The 18722-nt window shown below is 74.0% G+C and carries 18 protein-coding genes; 9 read left to right on the forward strand and 9 right to left on the reverse strand.

Annotated features, from left to right (window positions below):
• Positions 1–24: 24 nt before the first annotated feature.
• On the reverse strand, positions 25–1584 hold the full coding sequence (locus tag D7294_RS15335; RefSeq protein WP_120679843.1) for an MFS transporter: 1560 nt from the start codon (positions 1582–1584) through the stop codon (positions 25–27).
• Between the two features lie 108 nt (positions 1585–1692).
• Here D7294_RS15335 and D7294_RS15340 point away from each other — a divergent pair, with 108 nt between their 5' ends.
• Positions 1693–2409, forward strand: coding sequence for a TetR/AcrR family transcriptional regulator (locus D7294_RS15340; RefSeq protein WP_120679845.1), 717 nt, complete (start codon positions 1693–1695; stop codon positions 2407–2409).
• On the opposite strand, the gene D7294_RS15345 is transcribed toward D7294_RS15340, so the two are convergent.
• The 4 genes from D7294_RS15345 to D7294_RS15360 form a co-directional block, all read right to left on the reverse strand.
• Entirely contained in the window at positions 2376–2936 is a 561-nt protein-coding gene (locus tag D7294_RS15345; protein WP_120679847.1) for a pyridoxamine 5'-phosphate oxidase family protein, read from the reverse strand. The two genes, D7294_RS15340 and D7294_RS15345, sit on opposite strands and share 34 nt — an antisense overlap.
• Before the next feature lie 157 nt (positions 2937–3093).
• A complete protein-coding gene (locus D7294_RS15350) occupies positions 3094–4644 on the reverse strand; it encodes an MFS transporter (RefSeq protein ID WP_120679849.1) in 1551 nt (516 codons plus the stop codon).
• Positions 4645–4752: 108 nt separating this feature from the next.
• On the reverse strand, positions 4753–5241 hold the full coding sequence (locus D7294_RS15355; RefSeq protein WP_120679851.1) for a MarR family winged helix-turn-helix transcriptional regulator: 489 nt from the start codon (positions 5239–5241) through the stop codon (positions 4753–4755).
• Positions 5242–5370: 129 nt separating this feature from the next.
• Positions 5371–6258, reverse strand: coding sequence for an NAD(P)-dependent oxidoreductase (locus D7294_RS15360; protein ID WP_120679853.1), 888 nt, complete (start codon positions 6256–6258; stop codon positions 5371–5373).
• A gap of 136 nt (positions 6259–6394) precedes the next feature.
• Here D7294_RS15360 and D7294_RS15365 point away from each other — a divergent pair, with 136 nt between their 5' ends.
• The 7 genes from D7294_RS15365 (at position 6395) to D7294_RS15395 (ending at position 13824) form a co-directional block, all read left to right on the forward strand.
• Entirely contained in the window at positions 6395–6745 is a 351-nt protein-coding gene (locus D7294_RS15365) for a winged helix-turn-helix transcriptional regulator (protein WP_120679855.1), read from the forward strand.
• A 266-nt stretch (positions 6746–7011) separates the two neighbouring features.
• A complete protein-coding gene (locus D7294_RS15370; protein ID WP_120679857.1) occupies positions 7012–7374 on the forward strand; it encodes a helix-turn-helix domain-containing protein in 363 nt (120 codons plus the stop codon).
• On the forward strand, positions 7374–7910 hold the full coding sequence (locus D7294_RS15375; protein WP_120679859.1) for a hypothetical protein: 537 nt from the start codon (positions 7374–7376) through the stop codon (positions 7908–7910). The genes D7294_RS15370 and D7294_RS15375 overlap by 1 nt, the downstream gene beginning before the upstream one ends.
• A 189-nt stretch (positions 7911–8099) precedes the next feature.
• Positions 8100–8435, forward strand: a complete 336-nt coding sequence (locus tag D7294_RS15380; protein WP_120679861.1) for a DUF2516 family protein — start codon at positions 8100–8102, stop codon at positions 8433–8435.
• A 178-nt stretch (positions 8436–8613) separates the two neighbouring features.
• Entirely contained in the window at positions 8614–9234 is a 621-nt protein-coding gene (locus D7294_RS15385; RefSeq protein WP_120679863.1) for a DUF47 domain-containing protein, read from the forward strand.
• 7 nt (positions 9235–9241) lie between these two features.
• On the forward strand, positions 9242–10240 hold the full coding sequence (locus tag D7294_RS15390) for an inorganic phosphate transporter (protein ID WP_120679865.1): 999 nt from the start codon (positions 9242–9244) through the stop codon (positions 10238–10240).
• A gap of 311 nt (positions 10241–10551) precedes the next feature.
• A complete protein-coding gene (locus tag D7294_RS15395; protein ID WP_120679867.1) occupies positions 10552–13824 on the forward strand; it encodes a S8 family peptidase in 3273 nt (1090 codons plus the stop codon).
• An 89-nt stretch (positions 13825–13913) separates the two neighbouring features.
• On the opposite strand, the gene pstB is transcribed toward D7294_RS15395, so the two are convergent.
• From pstB to pstS, 4 genes are all read right to left on the reverse strand, one after another.
• Positions 13914–14693, reverse strand: coding sequence for a phosphate ABC transporter ATP-binding protein PstB (gene pstB / locus D7294_RS15400; RefSeq protein WP_120679869.1), 780 nt, complete (start codon positions 14691–14693; stop codon positions 13914–13916).
• 119 nt (positions 14694–14812) lie between these two features.
• Positions 14813–16018 (reverse strand): phosphate ABC transporter permease PstA, encoded by a 1206-nt coding sequence (pstA, locus tag D7294_RS15405; protein WP_241562375.1) that lies wholly within the window; start codon positions 16016–16018, stop codon positions 14813–14815.
• Entirely contained in the window at positions 16015–16983 is a 969-nt protein-coding gene (pstC, locus tag D7294_RS15410) for a phosphate ABC transporter permease subunit PstC (protein WP_120679871.1), read from the reverse strand. The genes pstA and pstC overlap by 4 nt, the downstream gene beginning before the upstream one ends.
• 20 nt (positions 16984–17003) lie before the next feature.
• The gene (gene pstS / locus D7294_RS15415; RefSeq protein ID WP_120679873.1) at positions 17004–18119 is read right to left on the reverse strand and encodes a phosphate ABC transporter substrate-binding protein PstS; all 1116 of its coding nucleotides are present in this window, start codon (positions 18117–18119) and stop codon (positions 17004–17006) included.
• 186 nt (positions 18120–18305) lie between these two features.
• Between pstS and D7294_RS15420 the strand changes: the two genes are divergently transcribed.
• The gene (locus tag D7294_RS15420) at positions 18306–18680 is read left to right on the forward strand and encodes a metal-sensitive transcriptional regulator (RefSeq protein ID WP_241562376.1); all 375 of its coding nucleotides are present in this window, start codon (positions 18306–18308) and stop codon (positions 18678–18680) included.
• Positions 18681–18722 lie beyond the last annotated feature (42 nt).

Here is an 18722-nt window from a genome sequence, read left to right on the forward strand (position 1 = left end):
GCCCCGCGCGTTCCCCCGCACGCCTCATCCACCGGGCCGCTCGCCGCCCTCGCCGCCCCCGGCCGCGGCAGGGAGGCTTCGGGCCCGACCGGCCGGTGCGCGGCGGCCCGGGGCCCGGCCGGTCCCGCCCCGGCCGCCCCCGGCCCGGCCGGACCCGGCCCCGGCCGGGTCCCGGATCAGCAGCAGCGCGGCCAGGACCGCGAGGAGGAGCAGGGCGGCCGAGGCGCCCACCGCCGCGCCGTAGCCCTCGGCGAGCGCCTCGCGCGAGGCGCCCTCCTGACCGCCGCTCACCGAGGTGGCCAGGGTGCCCAGCGCCGCCAGGCCGACCGAACCGCCCACCTGCCGCGAGGTGTTGAGCAGTCCCGAGGCCATTCCCGCGGCCTCGGGCGGCACGCCGGCGGTGCCCGCGGTGCCCAGCGGCACGAAGCACATCCCGATGCCGACGCTGATCAGGAGCATCGGCCCCGACATCGCGAGGAGGTAGCCGCCGCCCGCCGCCATTCCCGCGCCGAGCCAGCCCACGCCGCAGGCCGCGAGCAGCCCGCCGAGCACCAGCAGCCGCCGCAGGCCGAGGGAGGCCACGGCCCTGGCCGCGAGCGCGGAGCCGGCCACCACCCCCAGGCAGAAAGGCAGGAACGCCAGGCCCGCCCGCGCCGCCCCGTAGCCGAGCACGTGGTGCAGGTGGAGGGAGCAGAAGTAGAAGGCGGCGAACTGGCAGGAGAAGAGCAGCATCATGAAGAGGTTCGCGCCCAGCACCGGGCGCCGGGCCGGCAGCCCCATCCGCAGCAGCGGGTCGCGGGTGCGCGACTCGACGAGGGCGAACAGCGCGAGCAGCGCCGCCGCGGCGCCGAGGGTGAGCAGGGTGGCGGCCGAGCCCCAGCCGACCGCCTCGCTGCGGACGACGCCGAGGACCAGGGCGGTGGCCCCGGCCGTCACCAGCAGGGCGCCGGCGGCGTCGAGCCGCGGCGGCGCCTGGCCCGCCCGCCGGTCCGCGGGCAGCCGGCGGGCCGCCGCCAGCGCGAAGGCCACGATCGGCACGTTGATCAGCATGACCGCGCGCCAGCTCAGCCACTCCGTGAGGACCCCGCCCGCCAGGACCCCGGCCGCGCCCCCGGCCGCCGCCGTCGCACCCCACAGCCCGAGCGCCCTGGCCAGCGCGCGCCCCGGCGCGAAGGCGGTGGTGAGCAGGGCGAGTGCCACCGGCGTGAGCGCCGCGGCACCCACGCCCTGCACGGCCCTGGCCGCGATGAGCAGGCCGGGGGTGCGCATGAGGCCGCCCGCCAGGCTCGCCGCGCCGAAGAGCGCCAGCCCGGCCAGCAGGACCCGGCGGCGGCCGAACAGGTCCCCGAGCCGGCCCCCCAGCATCATGAGGCCGCCGAACGTCAGGGCGTAGGCGTTGACGACCCAGGTCAGGCCGTCCTCGTCGAAGCCGAGCCCGGCGCGGACGGCGGGGAGCGCGACGTTCACCACCGAGGTGTCGAGGGAGACCGTGAACTGCACGGTCAGCACGACGGGCAGCAGCCATCGGGAGACCGGCGGGGGCGGCGCGCCGGCCCTCCCGGCGCGGGGAACGGGGCTGGACATGGCGATTCCTCCTCGGTGGCAGGGCCGTGGGCAGCGTTTACGTACGACGTACGTAAACGCGCCGCCCAGTAGAACACGTACGATGTACGGGAATCAAGGAGGGCCGAGATGCCTGCGCCACGGAAGTTCACCGAGGAGCGCCTGCGCGCCGCCGCGCTGAGCCTGGTCGACGAGCGGGGTCTGCCCGCGCTGACCATGCGGAACCTCGCCGCCGCGCTCGGGACGGGCGCCATGACCCTCTACACCTACGTGGACGGGCGCGAGGGCCTGGAGGCGCTCCTGGTGGAGGCGGTGATGAGCGAGGTGCGGCGGGTGCCTGGGGTGCCCTCGGCGGACTGGCGCGCGGATGTGCGGGCGCTCGCCGAGGCGCACTGGCGGGCGGTGCGCGCCCACCCCGACGTCATCCCGCTGATCCTCACCCGGCGCAGCCTCGACCCCGCCACCCTCGCAGGCGGCGAGGAGATGCTCGGGGCCCTGGCCAGGGGCGGGTACGCGGGGCGGCCGCTGCTGGTCGCCATGCGGGCGGTGTCCGCCTTCGTCATGGGCTTCGCCCAGGCCGAGCTGGCCGGCCCGCTGTCCCTCGCGCCCGACGAGCAGCCCGGGGACGTGATCGAGCGGGTGCGCGCCCTGCCCCGCGAGCGCTACCCGCGGCTGATCGAGATGGCCGAGGCGGCGCGGGAGAGCACCGCCGAGTCGGAGTTCCACGAGGCCCTGGCCATCGTGCTGGACGGGCTGCGCCCGGGAGCCGGCGGCGGGACTCCCGGGGCGAGGGCGGCCGGGGCGGCCGGGGCTCAGCCGGCGGTGCCCTCGAGCGAGGTCCCGTAGAGCCGGGAGACCCGCAGCCTGATCACCACCCGGCGCTCGGCCACCAGCTCGGCGAGGAAGGCGGCCTCGTCCTCGATCGCCTCGTGGGCCGCGCTGATCGCGAGCAGCTCGCGCCCGACCGCGTCCCCCGGCGTGCGCGTCACCTCGGAGATCTCGGCCTCGCCCTCGGCGACGGCGTAGGACAGCGGCCCGGGCGCGGCGTGCAGGGCGGCCAGCGGGGCGCGGCGCAGCCTGCGCACCTTGAACCGGTCGGCCACGGACGGGATGCGCAGCAGGCGCGTGGCCGGGTCCCACCGGAACAGGACGGTCGACAGGTGCGGGCGGCCACTCGCCCTGACCAGCGACAGCACGCCGAAGAGCTGCCCGCCGAGCAGGTCGGACGCCTCCTCCTCGGTCAGCACCCTCGGCCGTGGCCGGTCGCCGGACGGCTCGGCCCGCGCCGGCTCCGGGGCCGGCTCCCGGCCGGCCGGCGGCGCCTCGGGCGAGGGGGTGAACGCGGGGGGCCGCGGGGCGGGTTGGGGGGTCATGGGTGTCGTTCCTTCCCGGAGAGGGGGCGGGCGGGGCCGGGGCACGGCCCGAGGGGTGCCCCGGGGAGATCGGAGGTGCGGCGGGGGGCGCGGGCCGGGCGCCGCACGCGGGCGGGTGCGCGGGCTGACGCGCGCGGGTTGCCGAAAGGCGCCGGGCTCAGGGCGCGGGGGCTGCCGCGCCTCCGGGGCCGGCCTGCGGCGCGGCGTCCCCGGGGCGCTCGCTCCGGCGCAGCACCAGGAGCGCGGCCAGGATGGCGGCGGCCATCAGCCAGGCCCCGACCGCGAAGGCCAGGCGGTAGCCCTCGGTCAGCGCCTCGGCCCGGGGCGCGCCGCCGGCGAGGGCGGAGTCGGTGCGCGAGGCGGCCAGCGTGGAGAGGACCGCGAGGCCCACGGCCATGCCGATCTGCCTGCTGGTGTTGAACAGCCCCGAGGCCAGCCCCGCGGTGTCGCCGCGCGCCTGGGACATGCCGAGCCCGGTGAGCGCCGGGAGCGCGAGCCCGAACCCCCCGGCGAGCAGCAGCACCGGGAGCAGGTAGCCGGCGTAGCCGGAGTCCACGCGCACCCTGGCGAGCAGCGCGAGCAGCCCGGTCAGCAGCGCCAGCCCGGCGAGCAGCACCGCGCGCTCCCCGAAGCGGGCGGTGAGCCGGGTGGCGACGCCGAGGGAGAGCAGCCCGATGGCGAACGCGGCGGGCAGCATCGCGAGTCCGGTGTCCAGGGCGCCGTAGCCGCGGACGTTCTGGAGGTAGAGGGCCAGGATGATCTGGAAGGCGAACATCGCGGCGACCATGAGCACCTGCACCAGGTTGGCGCCCACGACCCCGCGCGAGGCGAATATCCGCAACGGCATCAGGGGGGTGCGCGCGCTCGCCTGGCGCAGCAGGAACGCCGCGAGCAGCAGCAGCGCGAGGGCGCCGAGGCCCAGGGTGGCGCCCGAGGTCCAGCCGTTGTCCTGCGCCTTCACCAGCACGTAGGTGCCCAGCGTCAGCCCGGCCGTGACCAGCGCGGCCCCGGTGACGTCGGCCCCCGCGCGCAGGCCGAGGCCGCGGTCGGCGGGCAGCACCGGATGGGCCAGGACCAGGGAGACCAGGCCGATCGGCAGGTTGATGAAGAAGATCCAGTGCCAGTCGAGCACGTCGGTGAGGACGCCGCCGAGCACCTGGCCGAGCGTGGCGCCCGCCGAGCCGGTGAAGCTGAAGACGGCGATCGCCCGGGCGCGTTTGGCGGGTTCGGGGAACAGCGTGACCAGGATGCCGAGGCTGACCGCGGAGGCCAGCGCGCTGCCGACGCCCTGCAGGAAGCGGGCGGCGAGCAGCATCGCCGGGGAGCCGGCCACCCCGGCAAGCAGCGAGGCGGCGGTGAAGAGGGCGGTCCCGGCCAGGAAGACCCGTTTGCGCCCGATCAGGTCGCCGAGCCGCCCGGCGAGCAGCAGCAGGCTGCCGAAGGCCAGCAGGTAGGCGTTGACGACCCAGCTCAGGCCGGCCGGCGAGAAGTGCAGGTCCTCCTGGATGGCGGGCATCGCCACGGTCACGATGCTGCCGTCGAGGATGACCATCAGCGTTCCGGTGGCGATGACCGCGAGGGCCAGCGCGCGGGAGCGGTCGGAGAGGGGGGCGGGCACGGGGCGGGGCGGGGCCCCTGAGGACGCGCCCGGGGATGCGCCGGGGGCGCGTTCGGGGGCGGCGGGCGGCTGCGGGGGGCGGGCGGACATGGCTGTCCCTCCTGTCGGGCGGGTGCCCGGTGGGCACGACAGGATGAGACACTAGCAGATGGTTTTGTTACAGACCATTTCTTACGGACCCAACCGGGGCCCGCCGCGCTACTTCTCCCGCTGGCGCGCCCTCCTGGCCGGCCGCGGCGCCTCGACGGGGACGGCCAGGTGCCCCTCGGCCAGCGCGTGCAGCGCCCGAAGCAGGCCCTCCCGGTCCCCCGCGGGCAGCGAGGCCAGGGCCTGCTCGTGCACCCCGTCGACGATGCGCCGGCTCTGCTCGGCCAGGCGGGCACCCTTCTCGGTCACCGCGATGACGCGCGCCCTGCGGTCCCGGCTTGAGGGCCGCCGCTCGGCGAGCCCGGCCCGCTCCAGGGCGTCCACGGTGACGACCATCGTGGTCTTGTCCATGTCCCCGAGCTCGGCGAGCTGCGCCTGGGTGCGCTCCTCCTCCAGGGCGTGGACGAGCACGCAGTGCATGCGCGAGGTGAGCCCGATCTCGCCGAGCGCGGCGGCCATCCGGCTGCGCAGCACGTGGCTCGTGTGGTCGAGCAGGTACGACAGGTCCTCTGCGGTACTGGTGGGCGCCATGGCGGTCATGCCGCCAGCGTAGCAATTCCTCCCGTACCGGATTATCCCGATCGGTCCCTTCCCGGCCGCGCGGACGAGGCCGCCGCGGGCGGGGGCCCGCACGCACCGCCGGCCGCGGGCGGGCCCGGGGCGCCCGGCTCAGCGGCGGCCGAGCACCTCGGCGACGCGGACGAACCCGTCCGCGCCGTGGCCGAGGCCGATGACACGGCGGGCCAGGCCCTCGGCCGCGCGCATGACCCCGGCGTCGATGCCGTGGGCCTCGGACGCCTGGACGATGTGGGCCATCGACGAGGCCGCCGAGGTGATCGGGTTGCCCTCGCCCGAGTAGCCGCCCTCCTCCGCGCTCGCCGCGAACTGCTCGAAGAGCGGCGGCAGGATGGCGCCGATGCCCTGGGCGAAGGGAGCCAGCTCGCGCGCGCCGATCCCCTCCGCCTTCGCGACCGCCAGGGCGTGCGCGTACCCCGCCATCGCCGTCCAGAAGACGTCGAGCAGCGCGATGTCGTACGCCGCGGCCCGCCCGATCTCCTCGCCGAGGTGGGTGTGCGTCCCGCCCAGCGCGTCCAGCACCGGCCGGTGCTCGCGGTAGAGCGGCTCGGGGCCGCTGTGCAGGAACACCGCGGCGGGCGTGCCGATGGTGGCGACCGGCGTCATGATCGCGCCGTCCAGGTAGCGAATGCCCCGCCCGGCCGCCCAGTCCGCCAGCTCCCGCGCCCGCGCGGGAGTGTCCGCGCTCAGGTTCACCACCGTGCGCCCCGCGAGCGCCCCGGCCACCTCGGGACGGCGCAGGATGGCCTCCGCCGCGTCGTAGTTCACCACGCAGACGACGCTCAGCGGACCGGCCGCGACCGCCTCCTGCGGCGAGCCGGCGCTGAGCGCCCCCCGCTCGGCCAGCTCGCGCTCCCTGCCCGGGGTCCGGTTCCAGACCGTGGTGCGCAGGCCGGCCGCCAGGAAGGCCCCGGCCAGGGCCCGGCCCATCGGCCCCAGGCCGAGCACGGTGACGGCAGACTGTTCGACGTGCGAGGACATGACTCAACTCCCGTGTGCATACAGTGATCAGACGCGCAAAAAAGGACCGAGAAGAAGCGCTGCGCACGCGCGGGGCACGGCGCATCACGCGCCGCACACGCGCAGCAGACCGCGCATACGCTGGTAAAGGACGACGATGACCCGCAGCCGCGCCCAGGACCCGAATGTCTGCGGAGTGACCGCCGCGATCGCCGTGATCGACGGCAAGTGGAAGACCGTGCTGCTCTGGATGCTGGAATCCGGCCCGCACCGCCCCGGCGAGCTGCGCCGGCGGCTGCCCGGCCTCAGCGAGAAGGTGCTGACTCAGGCGCTGCGCGAGATGGAGGCGGACGGCCTGGTGCACCGCGAGGTGCACGACGTGCTGCCGCTGAAGACGGTGTACTCCCTCACGCCGTTCGGCCTCGACCTCGCGGCGGCACTGGCCCCCCTCTCCGACTGGGGCCACCGCCGCCTGGAGAAGCTCGCCCAGGCCGGGCCCACCCCCTGACCACGCCCCCTCTCCCCCTTTCCTTTCACTCTTCCCGCTCTTCCCGCTCTTCCCGCCGCGTTCCCTGCCGCGCGGCCGGGGCGGCCGGGCGGCCCCTCGGCCACCGCGCACCAGACTCGCCCCGGCGCCGGCCGCGGGCAAGTACCCACAAAAAAGTGGCCACTCCGCTCCCCGGCCGCCCGCCGCCCGCCCCGCCCGTCACCCATTCCGCCTGCCACAGCAAGCAGGCGCTTGCGTTTGTTAGCAGAGCGAGGCACGCTGGAGGCATGGCTTCACTCGGTGTCGGCGGACTGGGCGAGTTCCTGCGGGAGCAGCGCCGGCAGGCGCGGCTGTCGCTGCGGCAGCTCGCCGAGGCCGCCGGGGTGTCGAACCCGTACCTCAGCCAGATCGAGCGCGGGCTGCGCAAGCCGAGTGCGGAGATCCTCCAGCAGATCGCCAAGGGCCTGCAGATCTCCGCCGAGACGCTGTACGTGCGCGCCGGAATCCTCGACGAGCGGGTCCAGGAGGCCGCGGAGGAGCACCGGCCGGCCGGGGTCAGGGAGGCGGTCCTCGCCGACCCGGGGCTCAGCGAGCCGCAGAAGCAGGCGCTCCTCCAGATCTACGAATCGTTCCGCAAGGAGAATCCCTGATGGCTCTCACCGACGACCTACGCAAGACCCTGACCAACGCGACCCCCCTCTATGTCGCCGCCGGCACGGCCGACCTCGCCGCGCAGAAGCTGCGCGACCTGCCGGCGACCTTCGAGCGGCTGCGCGCCGAGGCCCCCGAGCGGCTGCCGAAGCTGCGCGCCCAGGCCCAGCAGGTGGCCCTGCAGGGCGTGGGCCTCGCGCTCGAGTACGCCGTGAAGGCCCGGGAGACCTACGACGACCTCGCCAAGCGCGGCAAGACCGTGGTGGAGCGCAGGCGCGCCGAGTCCGGGCCGCGGGAGGAGACCACCGTCACCGTGGAGCGCGCCGAGCAGGTGCCGGTCACGGAGCCGGTGACCGAGCCCGGGACCGAGCCCGTGCGGGAGCCGGTCACCGAGCCGGGCGCCGCGGAGGCGAAGCCGAAGGCGCGGCGGGCCGGCACCCGCAAGTCCGCGCCCAAGGCGGACGGGCCGAGTGCCGCGCGGCAGGCGGGGCAGGAGAAGAGCGGCGCGGAAAGGAAGCCCGAAGCCGAGGGCTGAGCGCCGCAGCGCGCGAGCGGCCGGGAGTTCGGGCATTACGCCCGGGCGTCCCGGCCGGTAGCGTGGGAGGCCGACGCCGGCGCACCCGGCGTGGGTGACCGGCGGCCGACAGATCCGGCGACCGGCCGGTGACGAGGTGGTCACCGTACTGGCCGACGGTGATCAACATGGACACGGTGGTGGACAAGCATGCTTCTAGAAGGCTTCAGCTCGCTCATGGGCTTCGTTTTCCTCGGACTGCTGCTCCTGGGGATCTACGCCCTGGTGCACGCCGCCCTCCAGCGCGAGGACGCGTTCCGCGCCGCCGACAAGCAGACCAAGCCGTTCTGGCTGCTCATCCTCGGCCTGACGGTCGCGGTCCAGCTGGTCATCCCGGTGCTGCTGCTGGTGCTGGCCGGCACGATCGCCACCATCGTCTACCTGGTGGACGTGCGCCCCGCGCTGCACGCCGTCTCGGGCCGCGGCCGGGGCAGCGGGTGGAGCAGCAGCGACGGGCCCTACGGCCCGTACAACGGGAACCGTTGAGCATCCCCCTTCTCTCCCGGGGCAAACCGGAAGCGATCCAAGAGCAACGCATCGGCAACGGAGGACGACTCAGCGCGACAGGACTGTGCACAAGCCCACTGGCGAAGGGTTAGCCCTGGCTGAATTCTGCCCTTAGCATCAACCAGGACAGCCGCTGATGAACGCCAGAGGAACTGCCGTGCGCTTTCGCCTGACGCCCCGGGAGACAAGCTTTTACGAGCTGTTCGCCTCCGCGGCCGACAACATTTTGCGTGGCTCTCAGCTGCTGATGGAGCTTCTCGGGGCCGAGCCCGCTACGCGCGTGGAAATCGCCGACCGGATGCGGGCCGCGGAGCACGCGGGCGACGACGTCACGCACGCGATCTTCCACCAGCTGAACTCGTCGTTCATCACCCCGTTCGACCGGGAGGACATCTACCGCCTCGCCGGCGCCCTCGACGACATCATGGACTTCATGGAGGAGGCCGTCGACCTCGTCGTCCTCTACGAGATCGACGAGCTGCCCAAGGGGGTCGAGCGGCAGATCGAGGTCCTCGGCCGGGCCGCCGAGCTCACGGCCGCCGCGATGCCGAACCTCCGCACCATGGACCACCTCACCGAGTACTGGATCGAGGTGAACCGCCTGGAGAACCAGGCGGACCGCATCCACCGCAAACTCCTGGCACATTTGTTCAACGGCACCTATGAGGCCATAGAAGTGATGAAGCTCAAGCAGATCGTGGACGTGCTGGAGGAGGCCGCGGACGCCTTCGAGGCGGTGGCCAACACGGTGGAGACGATCGCGGTCAAGGAGTCCTGAGGCGGCCGTGGACACCCTCGCCCTGGTCGTCGTTGTCGTCACCGCGCTGTTCTTCGCCTACACGAACGGCTTCCACGACTCGGCCAACGCCATCGCGACCTCCATATCGACCCGGGCGCTGACCCCGCGGGTCGCGCTCGCGATGGCGGCGTTCATGAACCTCGCCGGGGCCTTCCTCGGCAGCGGGGTGGCCAAGACGGTCAGCGAGGGCGTCATCGAGACGCCGTCCGGGAACGAGGGGATGAGCATCCTCTTCGCCGCCCTGCTCGGCGCGATCGTCTGGAACCTCGTCTCCTGGTACTACGGCCTGCCGTCCTCCTCCTCCACCGCCCTCTTCGGCGGGATGATCGGCGCGGCCCTGGCGGCCACCTCGGGCGTGCACTGGCGCGAGGTGGCGCTGAAGATCGTGCTGCCGATGTTCCTGTCCCCGCTGATCGGCCTGGTCCTCGGCTATCTCGCGATGGTCGCGCTGCTGTGGATCTTCCGCAGGGCCAATCCGCGGCGCGCTCAGCGCGGCTTCCGCATGGCGCAGACGGTCTCCGCCGCGGCCATGGCGCTGGGGCACGGCCTGCAGGACGCCCAGAAGGCGATGGGCGTGGTGGTGCTGGCCCTGGTGATCGCCGACGTCGAGGACGAGAGCTCCGCCATCCCCGTCTGGGTCAAGCTCGCCTGCGCGGCCACGCTCTCGCTCGGCACCTACGCGGGCGGCTGGCGCATCATGCGCACGCTGGGGCGCCGGATCATCGAGCTCGACCCGCCGCGGGGCTTCGCGGCCGAGACCACCGCGGCCTCCGTCCTGTACTCGGCCTCGTACGTCTTCCACGCCCCGGTCTCCACGACCCACGTGATCAGCTCCGCGATCATGGGCGTCGGCGCGACCCGCAGGCTCAGCGCCGTGCGCTGGGGGGTGGCCCAGAACATCGTCACCGGCTGGTTCGTGACGATGCCCGCCGCCGCGGCCGTCGCCGCGCTGTGCTATCTGCTGACCCGGCTGGCCGTCGGCTGACCGAGGCGGCCCCGCGGCGGAATGCGACCGCCCCCGGCCGAAAAGCGAACGCCCCCGGACCGAACACCGCCGAAGACGGCAGAACGCGACCGGGCGAGGGCCGATTCAGGACCCATCGGGACCGACCCGCGCATCGTTCATCACATGCGGAGCGCGGCCATAAGCGGCACAACACTCTCACTATTCCCCTGCGTCATCGGATCGTTTCGAAACGTACACCCCTACGGAACCAAAAAGAACGGGAGGACTAACGAACGAAGGGCATTCCCTTGAAGCCAAAAAGGAAACAGATACGATCGCGCGGCTCGGTGATGATCGCCTGCATCGCCGTGGCCGCCGCCCTCGCCGCCCAGGGAACGGGACCCGCCACGGCCGCCGAAGGCCCGTCCGGCGCGGCCCCTCCCGGCCAGGGCCGCTCCCTCACGCTGCTCACCGGGGACCGGGTTCTGCTCGGCGGCGACGGCCGGGTCAACGGCTATCTGCACGCCGAGGGCCGCGAGGACGTCCCCGCGCGGGTCTTCACCGCGGGCGGGGACACCCTGGTCGTGCCGCTCGACGTCCTGCCGCTGATCGGCGACGGCACGCTCGACCGCAGGCTGTTCGACGTCTCGGAGCTGGGCCGCGAGGAGTACCGGCGGGCCGGGGGCCTGCCGGTCATCGTCACCTACGCGGACGAACGGCAGCCGGAACTGCTCGCGGAGGAGACGGGAACCGACAGCACCGAGCTCGCCTCGATCAACGGCGAGGCACTCACCGTCACCGAGGAGGAGGCCGCCGGGGTCTGGGAGGCGCTCACCGGCCCGGCCGGCGACAGCCGGACCCTGGCCGCCGCCCCGGGAGTCGAGAGCGTCTCCCTCGACGGCATCGTCGAGAAGGCGCTCGACGAGAGCGTCCCGCAGATCGGCGCCCCCGAGGTCTGGGACGCCGGATATGACGGGGAAGGCGTGAAGATCGCCGTCCTCGACACCGGCATCAGCACCACCCACCCCGACGTGGCCGGCCAGGTGGTCGCCGCGGAGAACTTCTCCGAGGCCGCGGACGCCGAGGACCACGACGGGCACGGCACCCACGTCGCCTCGACCGCCGCGGGCACCGGCGCGATGTCCGACGGCCGCTACCGGGGCGTGGCCCCCGGGGCCGAACTGCTCAACGGCAAGGTCCTCGACGACACCGGCTACGGCTACGAGTCGGACATCATCGAGGGCATGGAGTGGGCCGTCGCGCAGCAGGCCGACATCGTCAGCATGAGCCTCGGCGGCACCCCTGGCACCGCGATCGACCCGCTCGAAGAGGCCGTGAACACGCTCTCCGCCGAGTCGGACTCCCTGTTCGTGGTCGCCGCGGGCAACGCGGGCCCCAGCGCCGCCTCGATCGGCTCGCCGGGCACCGCCGACGCCGCCCTCACCCTCGGCGCCGTCGACAAGTCCGACGGGCTCGCCCCCTTCTCCTCCGTCGGCCCGCGCCTCAGGGACGGCGCGGTCAAGCCCGACGTCACCGCGCCCGGCGTCGACATCGCCGCCGCGGGCGCCGAGGGCGCCGCCATCTGGGACTACGGCACCCCGGTCGAGGACGGCTACGTCGCCATCTCCGGCACCTCGATGGCCACCCCGCACGCCGCCGGCACCGCCGCCCTCGTCGCCCAGGCCCACCCCGACTGGACCGGCGAGGAGATCAAGGCCGCGATCATCGCCTCCGCCCAGCCCGGCGCGGCCTACACCCCCTACCAGCAGGGGGCCGGCCGCATCTGGGCCCCGGGCGCCGTCGCCCAGACCGTCCTCGCCGAAGAGCCGCTCAGCTTCGGCTCCGTCGCCTACCCGCACGAGGACGACCAGCCGGTCGTCAGGGACCTGACCTACCGGAACCTCGGCGAGCAGGACGTCACCCTCGACCTCACCGCCACCGGCACCGGCCCCGACGGGGCCCAGGCCCCCGAGGGCTTCTTCACCCTGAGCGCGGACCGGGTGACCGTTCCCGCGGGCGAGACGGCCACCGTACAGGTCGCCGCGGACACCTCCCTGGGCGGCGAACTCTACGGCTCCTACGGGCTGTACGTCACCGCCACCCCGGACGGTGACGGCCAGGCCGTCACCACCGCGGGCGCCGTCGTCCGCGAGGAGCAGCGCTTCGACCTCACCATCAACGCCACCGGCCGCGACGGCGCCCCGAGCGACGCCTGGTCGGTGACCCTGTTCAGCCTGGAGACCGCGGAGTTCGTGGACGTCCCGGCCGGCGAGGACGGCACCACCACCGTCCGGCTGCCCGAGGGCGAGTACCTGGTGGACGTGGCCATCCCGCTGCTCCCCGAGGGCTCCGAGGAGCCCACCGGCTACGACTGGCTGCTCCAGCCCGCCGTCCGGCTCGCCGAGGACACGACCGTGGACGCGAACGCGGCCGAGGCGCAGACCGTCACCTTCGACGGCCCGGACGCGGACGCCACCCTCTCCGACCTCACCGTCGGCCTGGACATGACCTCGCCCGACGGCACCATCGGCTACGGCACCGCCTGGCTCAGCGGCGGCTTCCCCGACGGCTTCCGCACCGCCGCGCTCGGCCCGGTGGCCGAGGGCTGGCAGGCCGGCGCCTACGCCGCGGCCACCCTGGCGAGCGCCGAGCGCGAGGTCTACCTCGCCGACCGCCTCGAGGGCGAGTTCTACACCGGCGTCCACGTGCAGGTCGGCGAGGAGGAGCTGGCCACGCTCACCACCGAGCAGGGCGCGACCCTGCCCGACCGCATCGGGTACCTGTTCACCTCCTCCTCCTGGGTGCCGTGGCAGACCGCGCGCCCGACCTCGCTGCCCGCCACCCGCGTCGTGTACGTGCAGGCCACCGCGGGCGAGTGGCAGCAGACGTTCTGGCAGGACGAGTCCTCCGAGGTCACCGAGGTCAGCTACGTCTCCGACGCCCGCGCCCTGGAGCCCGGCGGGAGCTACGAGGACACCTTCAACGTCGGCGTCTTCGGCCCGAAGATCGGCCCCGGCGAGGGCATCTTCCGGACGGGCGACACCCTGTGGGCCATCGTCAACCTGTTCGGCGACGGCGCGGGGCACAGCGGTGGCAGCGTCTACGACTCCGCCACCACCACGCTGTACCGCGACGGCGAGGTCCTGGCCGAGGCCGAGGTCTCGCTCGACGCGGCGCAGTTCCACCTGCCCGCCGAGGAGGGCGACTACCGGCTGGTCACCACCGCCCGCCGGGACGGGGTCGGCGCCACGGTGAGCACGGAGGTGAGCGCCACCTACACCTTCACCTCCGCCGGCGTCGCCGAGAACGAGACCGTGCAACTGCCCGCCACCGCGGTGCGCTTCACCCCGGAACTGGCCCTGGACAGCACCGCGCCCGCCGGGCAGCCGTACCTGGTCCCGGTCACCGTGCAGGGCTCGGCGGCGCAGGACGGCGCGGGCGGCCCGGCCGTGTCCGTCTCCTACGACTCGGGCCGGACCTGGGAGGAGGTGCCGGTGCAGGACGGCGCGGTCCAGGTGGACAACCCGGCCGCCGGCGGCACGGTCTCCTTCCGCGCCGAGGTGGCGGACGCCCAGGGCGACACCCTGAGCCAGACCATCCTCGACGCCTACCGCACCGCCTGACCGGCGCGCGACCGGCGCACTGACCGGCGCCCGACCGGTGCCCGGCCACCGGCACCGGCCGCCGTGCGAAGCATCTCGGGCCGCCCGGCTCAGCCGAAGCGGCCCGAGATGTAGTCCTCGGTGTCGGGCACCGAGGGGTTGGAGAAGATCTTCTCGGTGGCGTCCACCTCGATCAGCCGCCCCGGGCGCCCGACGGCCGGGAGGTTGAAGAACGCGGTGCGGTCCGAGACCCGGGCGGCCTGCTGCATGTTGTGGGTGACGATGACGATCGTGTAGCGCGTCTTCAGCTTGTCGATCAGGTCCTCGATGGCCAGCGTCGAGATCGGGTCGAGCGCCGAGCACGGCTCGTCCATCAGCAGCACCTCGGGCTCCACCGCGATCGCCCTGGCGATGCACAGCCGCTGCTGCTGTCCGCCGGAGAGCCCGGAACCCGGCCGGTTCAGGCGGTCCTTGACCTCGTGCCACAGGTTCGCCCCGCGCAGGTTGCGCTCCACGATGTCGTCGAGCTCCGACTTGCGGTACCTGATGCCGTTCAGCCGCAGCCCGGCGGCCACGTTGTCGTAGATCGACATGGTGGGGAAGGGGTTGGGGCGCTGGAAGACCATGCCCACGGTCCTGCGCACGGCCACCGGGTCCACCTCGGGCCCGTACAGGTCCTCGTTGTCGAGCAGGACCTTGCCCTCCACCCGGCCGCCCGGGGTGACCTCGTGCATCCGGTTGAGCGTGCGCAGCAGGGTCGACTTCCCGCAGCCCGAGGGCCCGATGAACGCGGTCACCGAGGTCGGCTCCACGTGCATGGTGATGTCCTCGATCGCCTTGTGCGCGCCGTAGTAGGCGGTCAGTCCGTGGACGTCGATGCGTTTGGCCATGGCGGGTGGTCGTTCTCCTGTCCTTGCGTGTCCGTGCAGGTTCCTCGTGACGCCCGGCGGGCCCGGTGGGCGCGGCGGCTCCCGGGGGTGCGGCGGCTTCCGGGGGTGCGGCGGCGGGGTCACGGCCCGGGGCGGGGCCCCTTCCACCGGGCGAGGGCGCGGGCGAGCAGGTTCAGCAGCATGACGAGCGCGATCAGCACCAGCGCCGCCGCCCAGGCCCGCTCGTAGGCGGGCTCGGTGCCGAAGGACCACTGCTCGTAGACGTACAGCGGCAGCGAGGACTGGGCGCCGTGGAAGGGGTCGCGGTTGATCATGTTCGTGCCGAAGACCAGCAGCAGGATCGGCGCGGTCTCCCCCGCGATGCGGGCCAGCGCCAGCATCACGCCGGTGGCGATGCCGCCCGCGCAGGTGGGCAGCACGACCCGCAGGGTGGTGCGCCACTTCGGCACGCCGAGCGCGAGCGCGGCCTCCCGCAGCTCGTTCGGCACCAGCCGCAGCATCTCCTCGGTGGAGCGCACGACGATCGGCGTCATCAGGAGGGCCAGGGCGAGGGAACCGGCCAGGCCCGAGTAGCCGAGGTCGAGGATCGTGATCCACAGGCTGAGGACGAACAGACCGGCGACGATCGAGGGAATGCCGGCCATCACGTCCACGAAGAAGGTCACCACCGCGGCCAGCCGCCCCCGCCCGTACTCGACGAGGTAGACGGCGGTCAGCAGGCCCACCGGGAGGGCGAGCAGCGAGGCGAGCAGCACCTGCTCCAGCGTCCCGAGCAGCGCGTGGTAGACCCCGCCGCCGTGCTGCCAGCTGAGGACGCCGTTCATCGAGTGGGTGAGGAAGTACCCGTCCACGCCGGGCGCCCCGCGGGCCACCGTCTCCCCGACCAGGGCCGCGAGCGGCAGCACGGCCACGGCGAAGCAGGCCCACACCAGCAGCGCCGCCAGCCGGTCGGCCGCGCGCCTCCTGCCCTCGACGCGCGCGGTGAGGCCGAAGGTGGCGGCCACGAAGACGGCGGCGGCGATCAGCCCCCACTGGAGGTGGCTGCTCAGCCGGCAGATCAGGCCGGCGGCCGTGCCCACGGCGAGGGAGCCGGTCAGCAGCGCGGCCAGGGACCAGCGCGGCAGCCGCGGCGGGCGCAGCACCGGGCGCGGCGCGGGAGGCGGCGCGGCCCCGGGCGGCGCGGGGGACGGCGCGGCCGGGGGCCGGGCGCCAGGCGCCCCGGCGGGCAGGTCCCGGGTGGGCCCCGGCTCCCCGGGGGGCATGGCGGCGCGGAGGCGTTCCTCCTCGCCCCCCGGGTCCTCGGGCGGGCGCAGTCGGCCGGTCACAGGGCGGCCCCCGCGTACTCGCGGCGGCGGGCGATGATCAGCCGCGCCGCGCCGTTGACCAGCAGGGTCAGCAGGAACAGCACCAGGCCGGAGGCGATGAGCGCGTCCCTGCCCGCCGTGTCGGCCTCCTTGAACTGGCTGGCGATGTTCTGCGCGAACGTGCCGCCGCCCGAGTCGAGCAGGCTGGCGTGGATCAGGAAGCTCGGCGAGAGCACCGTCGCCACGGCCATCGTCTCGCCGAGCGCCCGGCCCAGGCCCAGCATCGAGGCGCTGACGATGCCGGAGCGGCCGAAGGGCAGCACCGTCATCCTGACCACCTCCCAGCGGGTCGCCCCCAGCGCCAGGGCCGCCTCCTGGGTGGCCCTGGGGGTCTGGCGGAACACCTCCCGGGTGACGCTGGTGACGATCGGCAGGATCATCACGGCGAGCAGGATGCCCACCGTCATCAGGGAACGGGCGGGCGCCCCCGCGTAGGAGAGGACCCCGGTCCAGCCGAACGCGCCGTCCAGCCACTCGTAGCAGCCGGTCAGGCGCGGCACCAGGTAGAGCGCGCCCCACAGCCCGTACACGATGCTGGGCACCGCGGCGAGCAGGTCGACGAGCCAGGCGATCGGGGCGGCGAGCCGGCGCGGGGCGTAGTGGGTGAGGAACAGCGCGATGCCGACGGCCACCGGCACCGCGAGCAGCATGGCGATCAGGGAGCTCGCGGCCGTGCCGAAGAGCAGCACGGCGATGCCGAACTCCGGGTCCTCCCCGCCGGTGCGCCACTCGAAGGTGGTGAGGAAGTTGCCCTCGTCCTCGCGCAGGGCCAGGGTGGCGCGCACCGTGAGGAAGACGGCGACCGCGGCCATGGTCAGCAGCAGCGTGATCCCCGAGCCCTTGGCCAGCCCGGCGAAGATCCGGTCCCCCAGGCGCGCGGCGCGCCGGCTCGCCCCTCCGGGGTGCCGCTGGGTCGTCGCGTTCATGAGGTCGGGTCCCGCTCGCTCTAGGCCAGGGCGTCGACGCGCCGGCGTACCTGCTGGATGGTGGCGGCCGGGATCGGCGCGTAGTCGATGCCGGCCAGGGCCCGCTGCCCCGCGTCCCCCGCGGCGTAGCGGAGGAAGGCCCTGACCTGCTCCAGGCTGCCCGGTCTGTTGCCGCGGTCGCAGAGGATCTCGTAGGTCACCAGGACGATGGGGTAGCGGCCCGCTTCGTGCGTGGCGTAGTCGAGGGTGAGGGCCAGGTCCCCGCCGCCGGGCCGCGCGCCGGACAGCGCCCGGGAGGCCGCGGTGACGGTGGCGGCCACGGGGCTGCCCGCGCCGGTGTCGAGGCGGGCGGTGCTGATGCCGTTGCGGTGGGCGTAGGAGAGCTCGAAGTAGGAGATCGCGCCCTCGTACCGCTTGACCATGCCGACCAGGTTCGAGGAGCCGTCGGCCGACTGCCCGCCCCGGCCGCGCCAGGTCTTGCCGGGGGCGTGGCGCCAGGCTTCGGGGGCCGCGGCGTGCAGGTAGGCGGTGAAGTTGTCGGTGGTGCCTGAGCCGTCCGAGCGATGGAAGGGCGTGATCGGCAGGTCGGGCAGGCGGGCGTGCGGGTTGAGCGCGGCGATGGCGGGGTCGTTCCAGCGCGTGATCCCGGAGTCGAAGATCCGGGCCATCGTGGGCGCGTCGAGCATCAGGTCCTCGACGCCCGGCAGGTGGTACCCCACGGCGATCGGCCCGGCGACCAGCGGCAGGTGAACGGCCCGCCCGCCGTCGGCGCAGACGGAGCGGGACTCGGCGATCTCCTCCTCGGACAGCACCGAGTCCGAGCCGGCGAAGGCGGTGGTGCCCTGGAGGAACTCCTGCACCCCGGCGCCTGAGCCGGTCGCCTTGTAGGTGACCTGGCCGCCCGGGCAGCTGGCCTGGTAGGTGTTCACCCAGACCTCCATCGCGTTGGCCTGGGCGCTGGAGCCCGAGGCGAGCAGCGCGCCCTCGGGGCCGCAGCGCAGGTTCTCCTCGGTGAAGTCCAGGGCACCGGGAAGGCCCGAGTTGTCGTCGGTGCCGCAGCCCGTGAGGGCCAGCGCGCCGGAGACGAGGACGGCCGCGCCCAGGCGCCGCCCCACCGTCGCGCTGTTCCTTCCCATGACCCCATTCATACCTGAATGTAGATTGACCAGGTGAAGTGAATAGCGGCCATATGTGAAGAGCAGGTGACTCAATGCGTCGGTGCGGCCGCCCGGAGTCGCCTCGGCCCCCCACTCGGCCCCCACGCTTCGTTACGCTATACCCAGCAGGGGTATATACGGCCAAAACAGTCCAGGAGGACGAATATGGGTGCGATCGAGACGGTCCACGGGGCCGGGGCCGGGGCCGCGGAGGCCGCCGACGCGCCGGAGGCCGGCGCCGGGGCCGGCGTGACGGGGCCGCACGGCTACAGCAAGGACAAGGACGCCCACCTGAAGCGGCTGCGCCGGATCGAGGGGCAGATCCGCGGCCTGCAGCGGATGGTCGAGGAGGACGTCTACTGCATCGACATACTCACCCAGGTCTCGGCCTCGACCAAGGCCCTGCAGTCCTTCGCCCTGCAATTGCTTGAGGAGCACCTGCGGCACTGCGTGGCGCACGCGGTCGAGCGGGGCGGGCCCGAGGTGGACGCCAAGGTGGCCGAGGCCACCGCCGCGATCGCCCGCCTGCTGCGCACCTGAGGCGCGCCGCCCTCCGGCGGCGGGGGCGCGCCGGCGCCGTGG

Source organism: Streptomyces hoynatensis, assembly GCF_003626535.1.
Lineage (GTDB): Bacteria > Actinomycetota > Actinomycetes > Streptomycetales > Streptomycetaceae > Streptomyces > Streptomyces hoynatensis.

Coding starts and splice junctions, on each gene's coding strand:
- D7294_RS15335 (WP_120679843.1), bottom strand. CDS start 1,584: ATGTCCAGCCCCGTTCCCCGCGCCGGGAGGGCCGGCGCGCCGCCCCCG.
- D7294_RS15340 (WP_120679845.1), top strand. CDS start 1,693: ATGCCTGCGCCACGGAAGTTCACCGAGGAGCGCCTGCGCGCCGCCGCG.
- D7294_RS15345 (WP_120679847.1), bottom strand. CDS start 2,936: ATGACCCCCCAACCCGCCCCGCGGCCCCCCGCGTTCACCCCCTCGCCC.
- D7294_RS15350 (WP_120679849.1), bottom strand. CDS start 4,644: ATGTCCGCCCGCCCCCCGCAGCCGCCCGCCGCCCCCGAACGCGCCCCC.
- D7294_RS15355 (WP_120679851.1), bottom strand. CDS start 5,241: ATGACCGCCATGGCGCCCACCAGTACCGCAGAGGACCTGTCGTACCTG.
- D7294_RS15360 (WP_120679853.1), bottom strand. CDS start 6,258: ATGTCCTCGCACGTCGAACAGTCTGCCGTCACCGTGCTCGGCCTGGGG.
- D7294_RS15365 (WP_120679855.1), top strand. CDS start 6,395: ATGACCCGCAGCCGCGCCCAGGACCCGAATGTCTGCGGAGTGACCGCC.
- D7294_RS15370 (WP_120679857.1), top strand. CDS start 7,012: ATGGCTTCACTCGGTGTCGGCGGACTGGGCGAGTTCCTGCGGGAGCAG.
- D7294_RS15375 (WP_120679859.1), top strand. CDS start 7,374: ATGGCTCTCACCGACGACCTACGCAAGACCCTGACCAACGCGACCCCC.
- D7294_RS15380 (WP_120679861.1), top strand. CDS start 8,100: ATGCTTCTAGAAGGCTTCAGCTCGCTCATGGGCTTCGTTTTCCTCGGA.
- D7294_RS15395 (WP_120679867.1), top strand. CDS start 10,552: ATGATCGCCTGCATCGCCGTGGCCGCCGCCCTCGCCGCCCAGGGAACG.
- pstB (WP_120679869.1), bottom strand. CDS start 14,693: ATGGCCAAACGCATCGACGTCCACGGACTGACCGCCTACTACGGCGCG.
- pstC (WP_120679871.1), bottom strand. CDS start 16,983: ATGAACGCGACGACCCAGCGGCACCCCGGAGGGGCGAGCCGGCGCGCC.
- pstS (WP_120679873.1), bottom strand. CDS start 18,119: ATGGGAAGGAACAGCGCGACGGTGGGGCGGCGCCTGGGCGCGGCCGTC.
- D7294_RS15420 (WP_241562376.1), top strand. CDS start 18,306: ATGGGTGCGATCGAGACGGTCCACGGGGCCGGGGCCGGGGCCGCGGAG.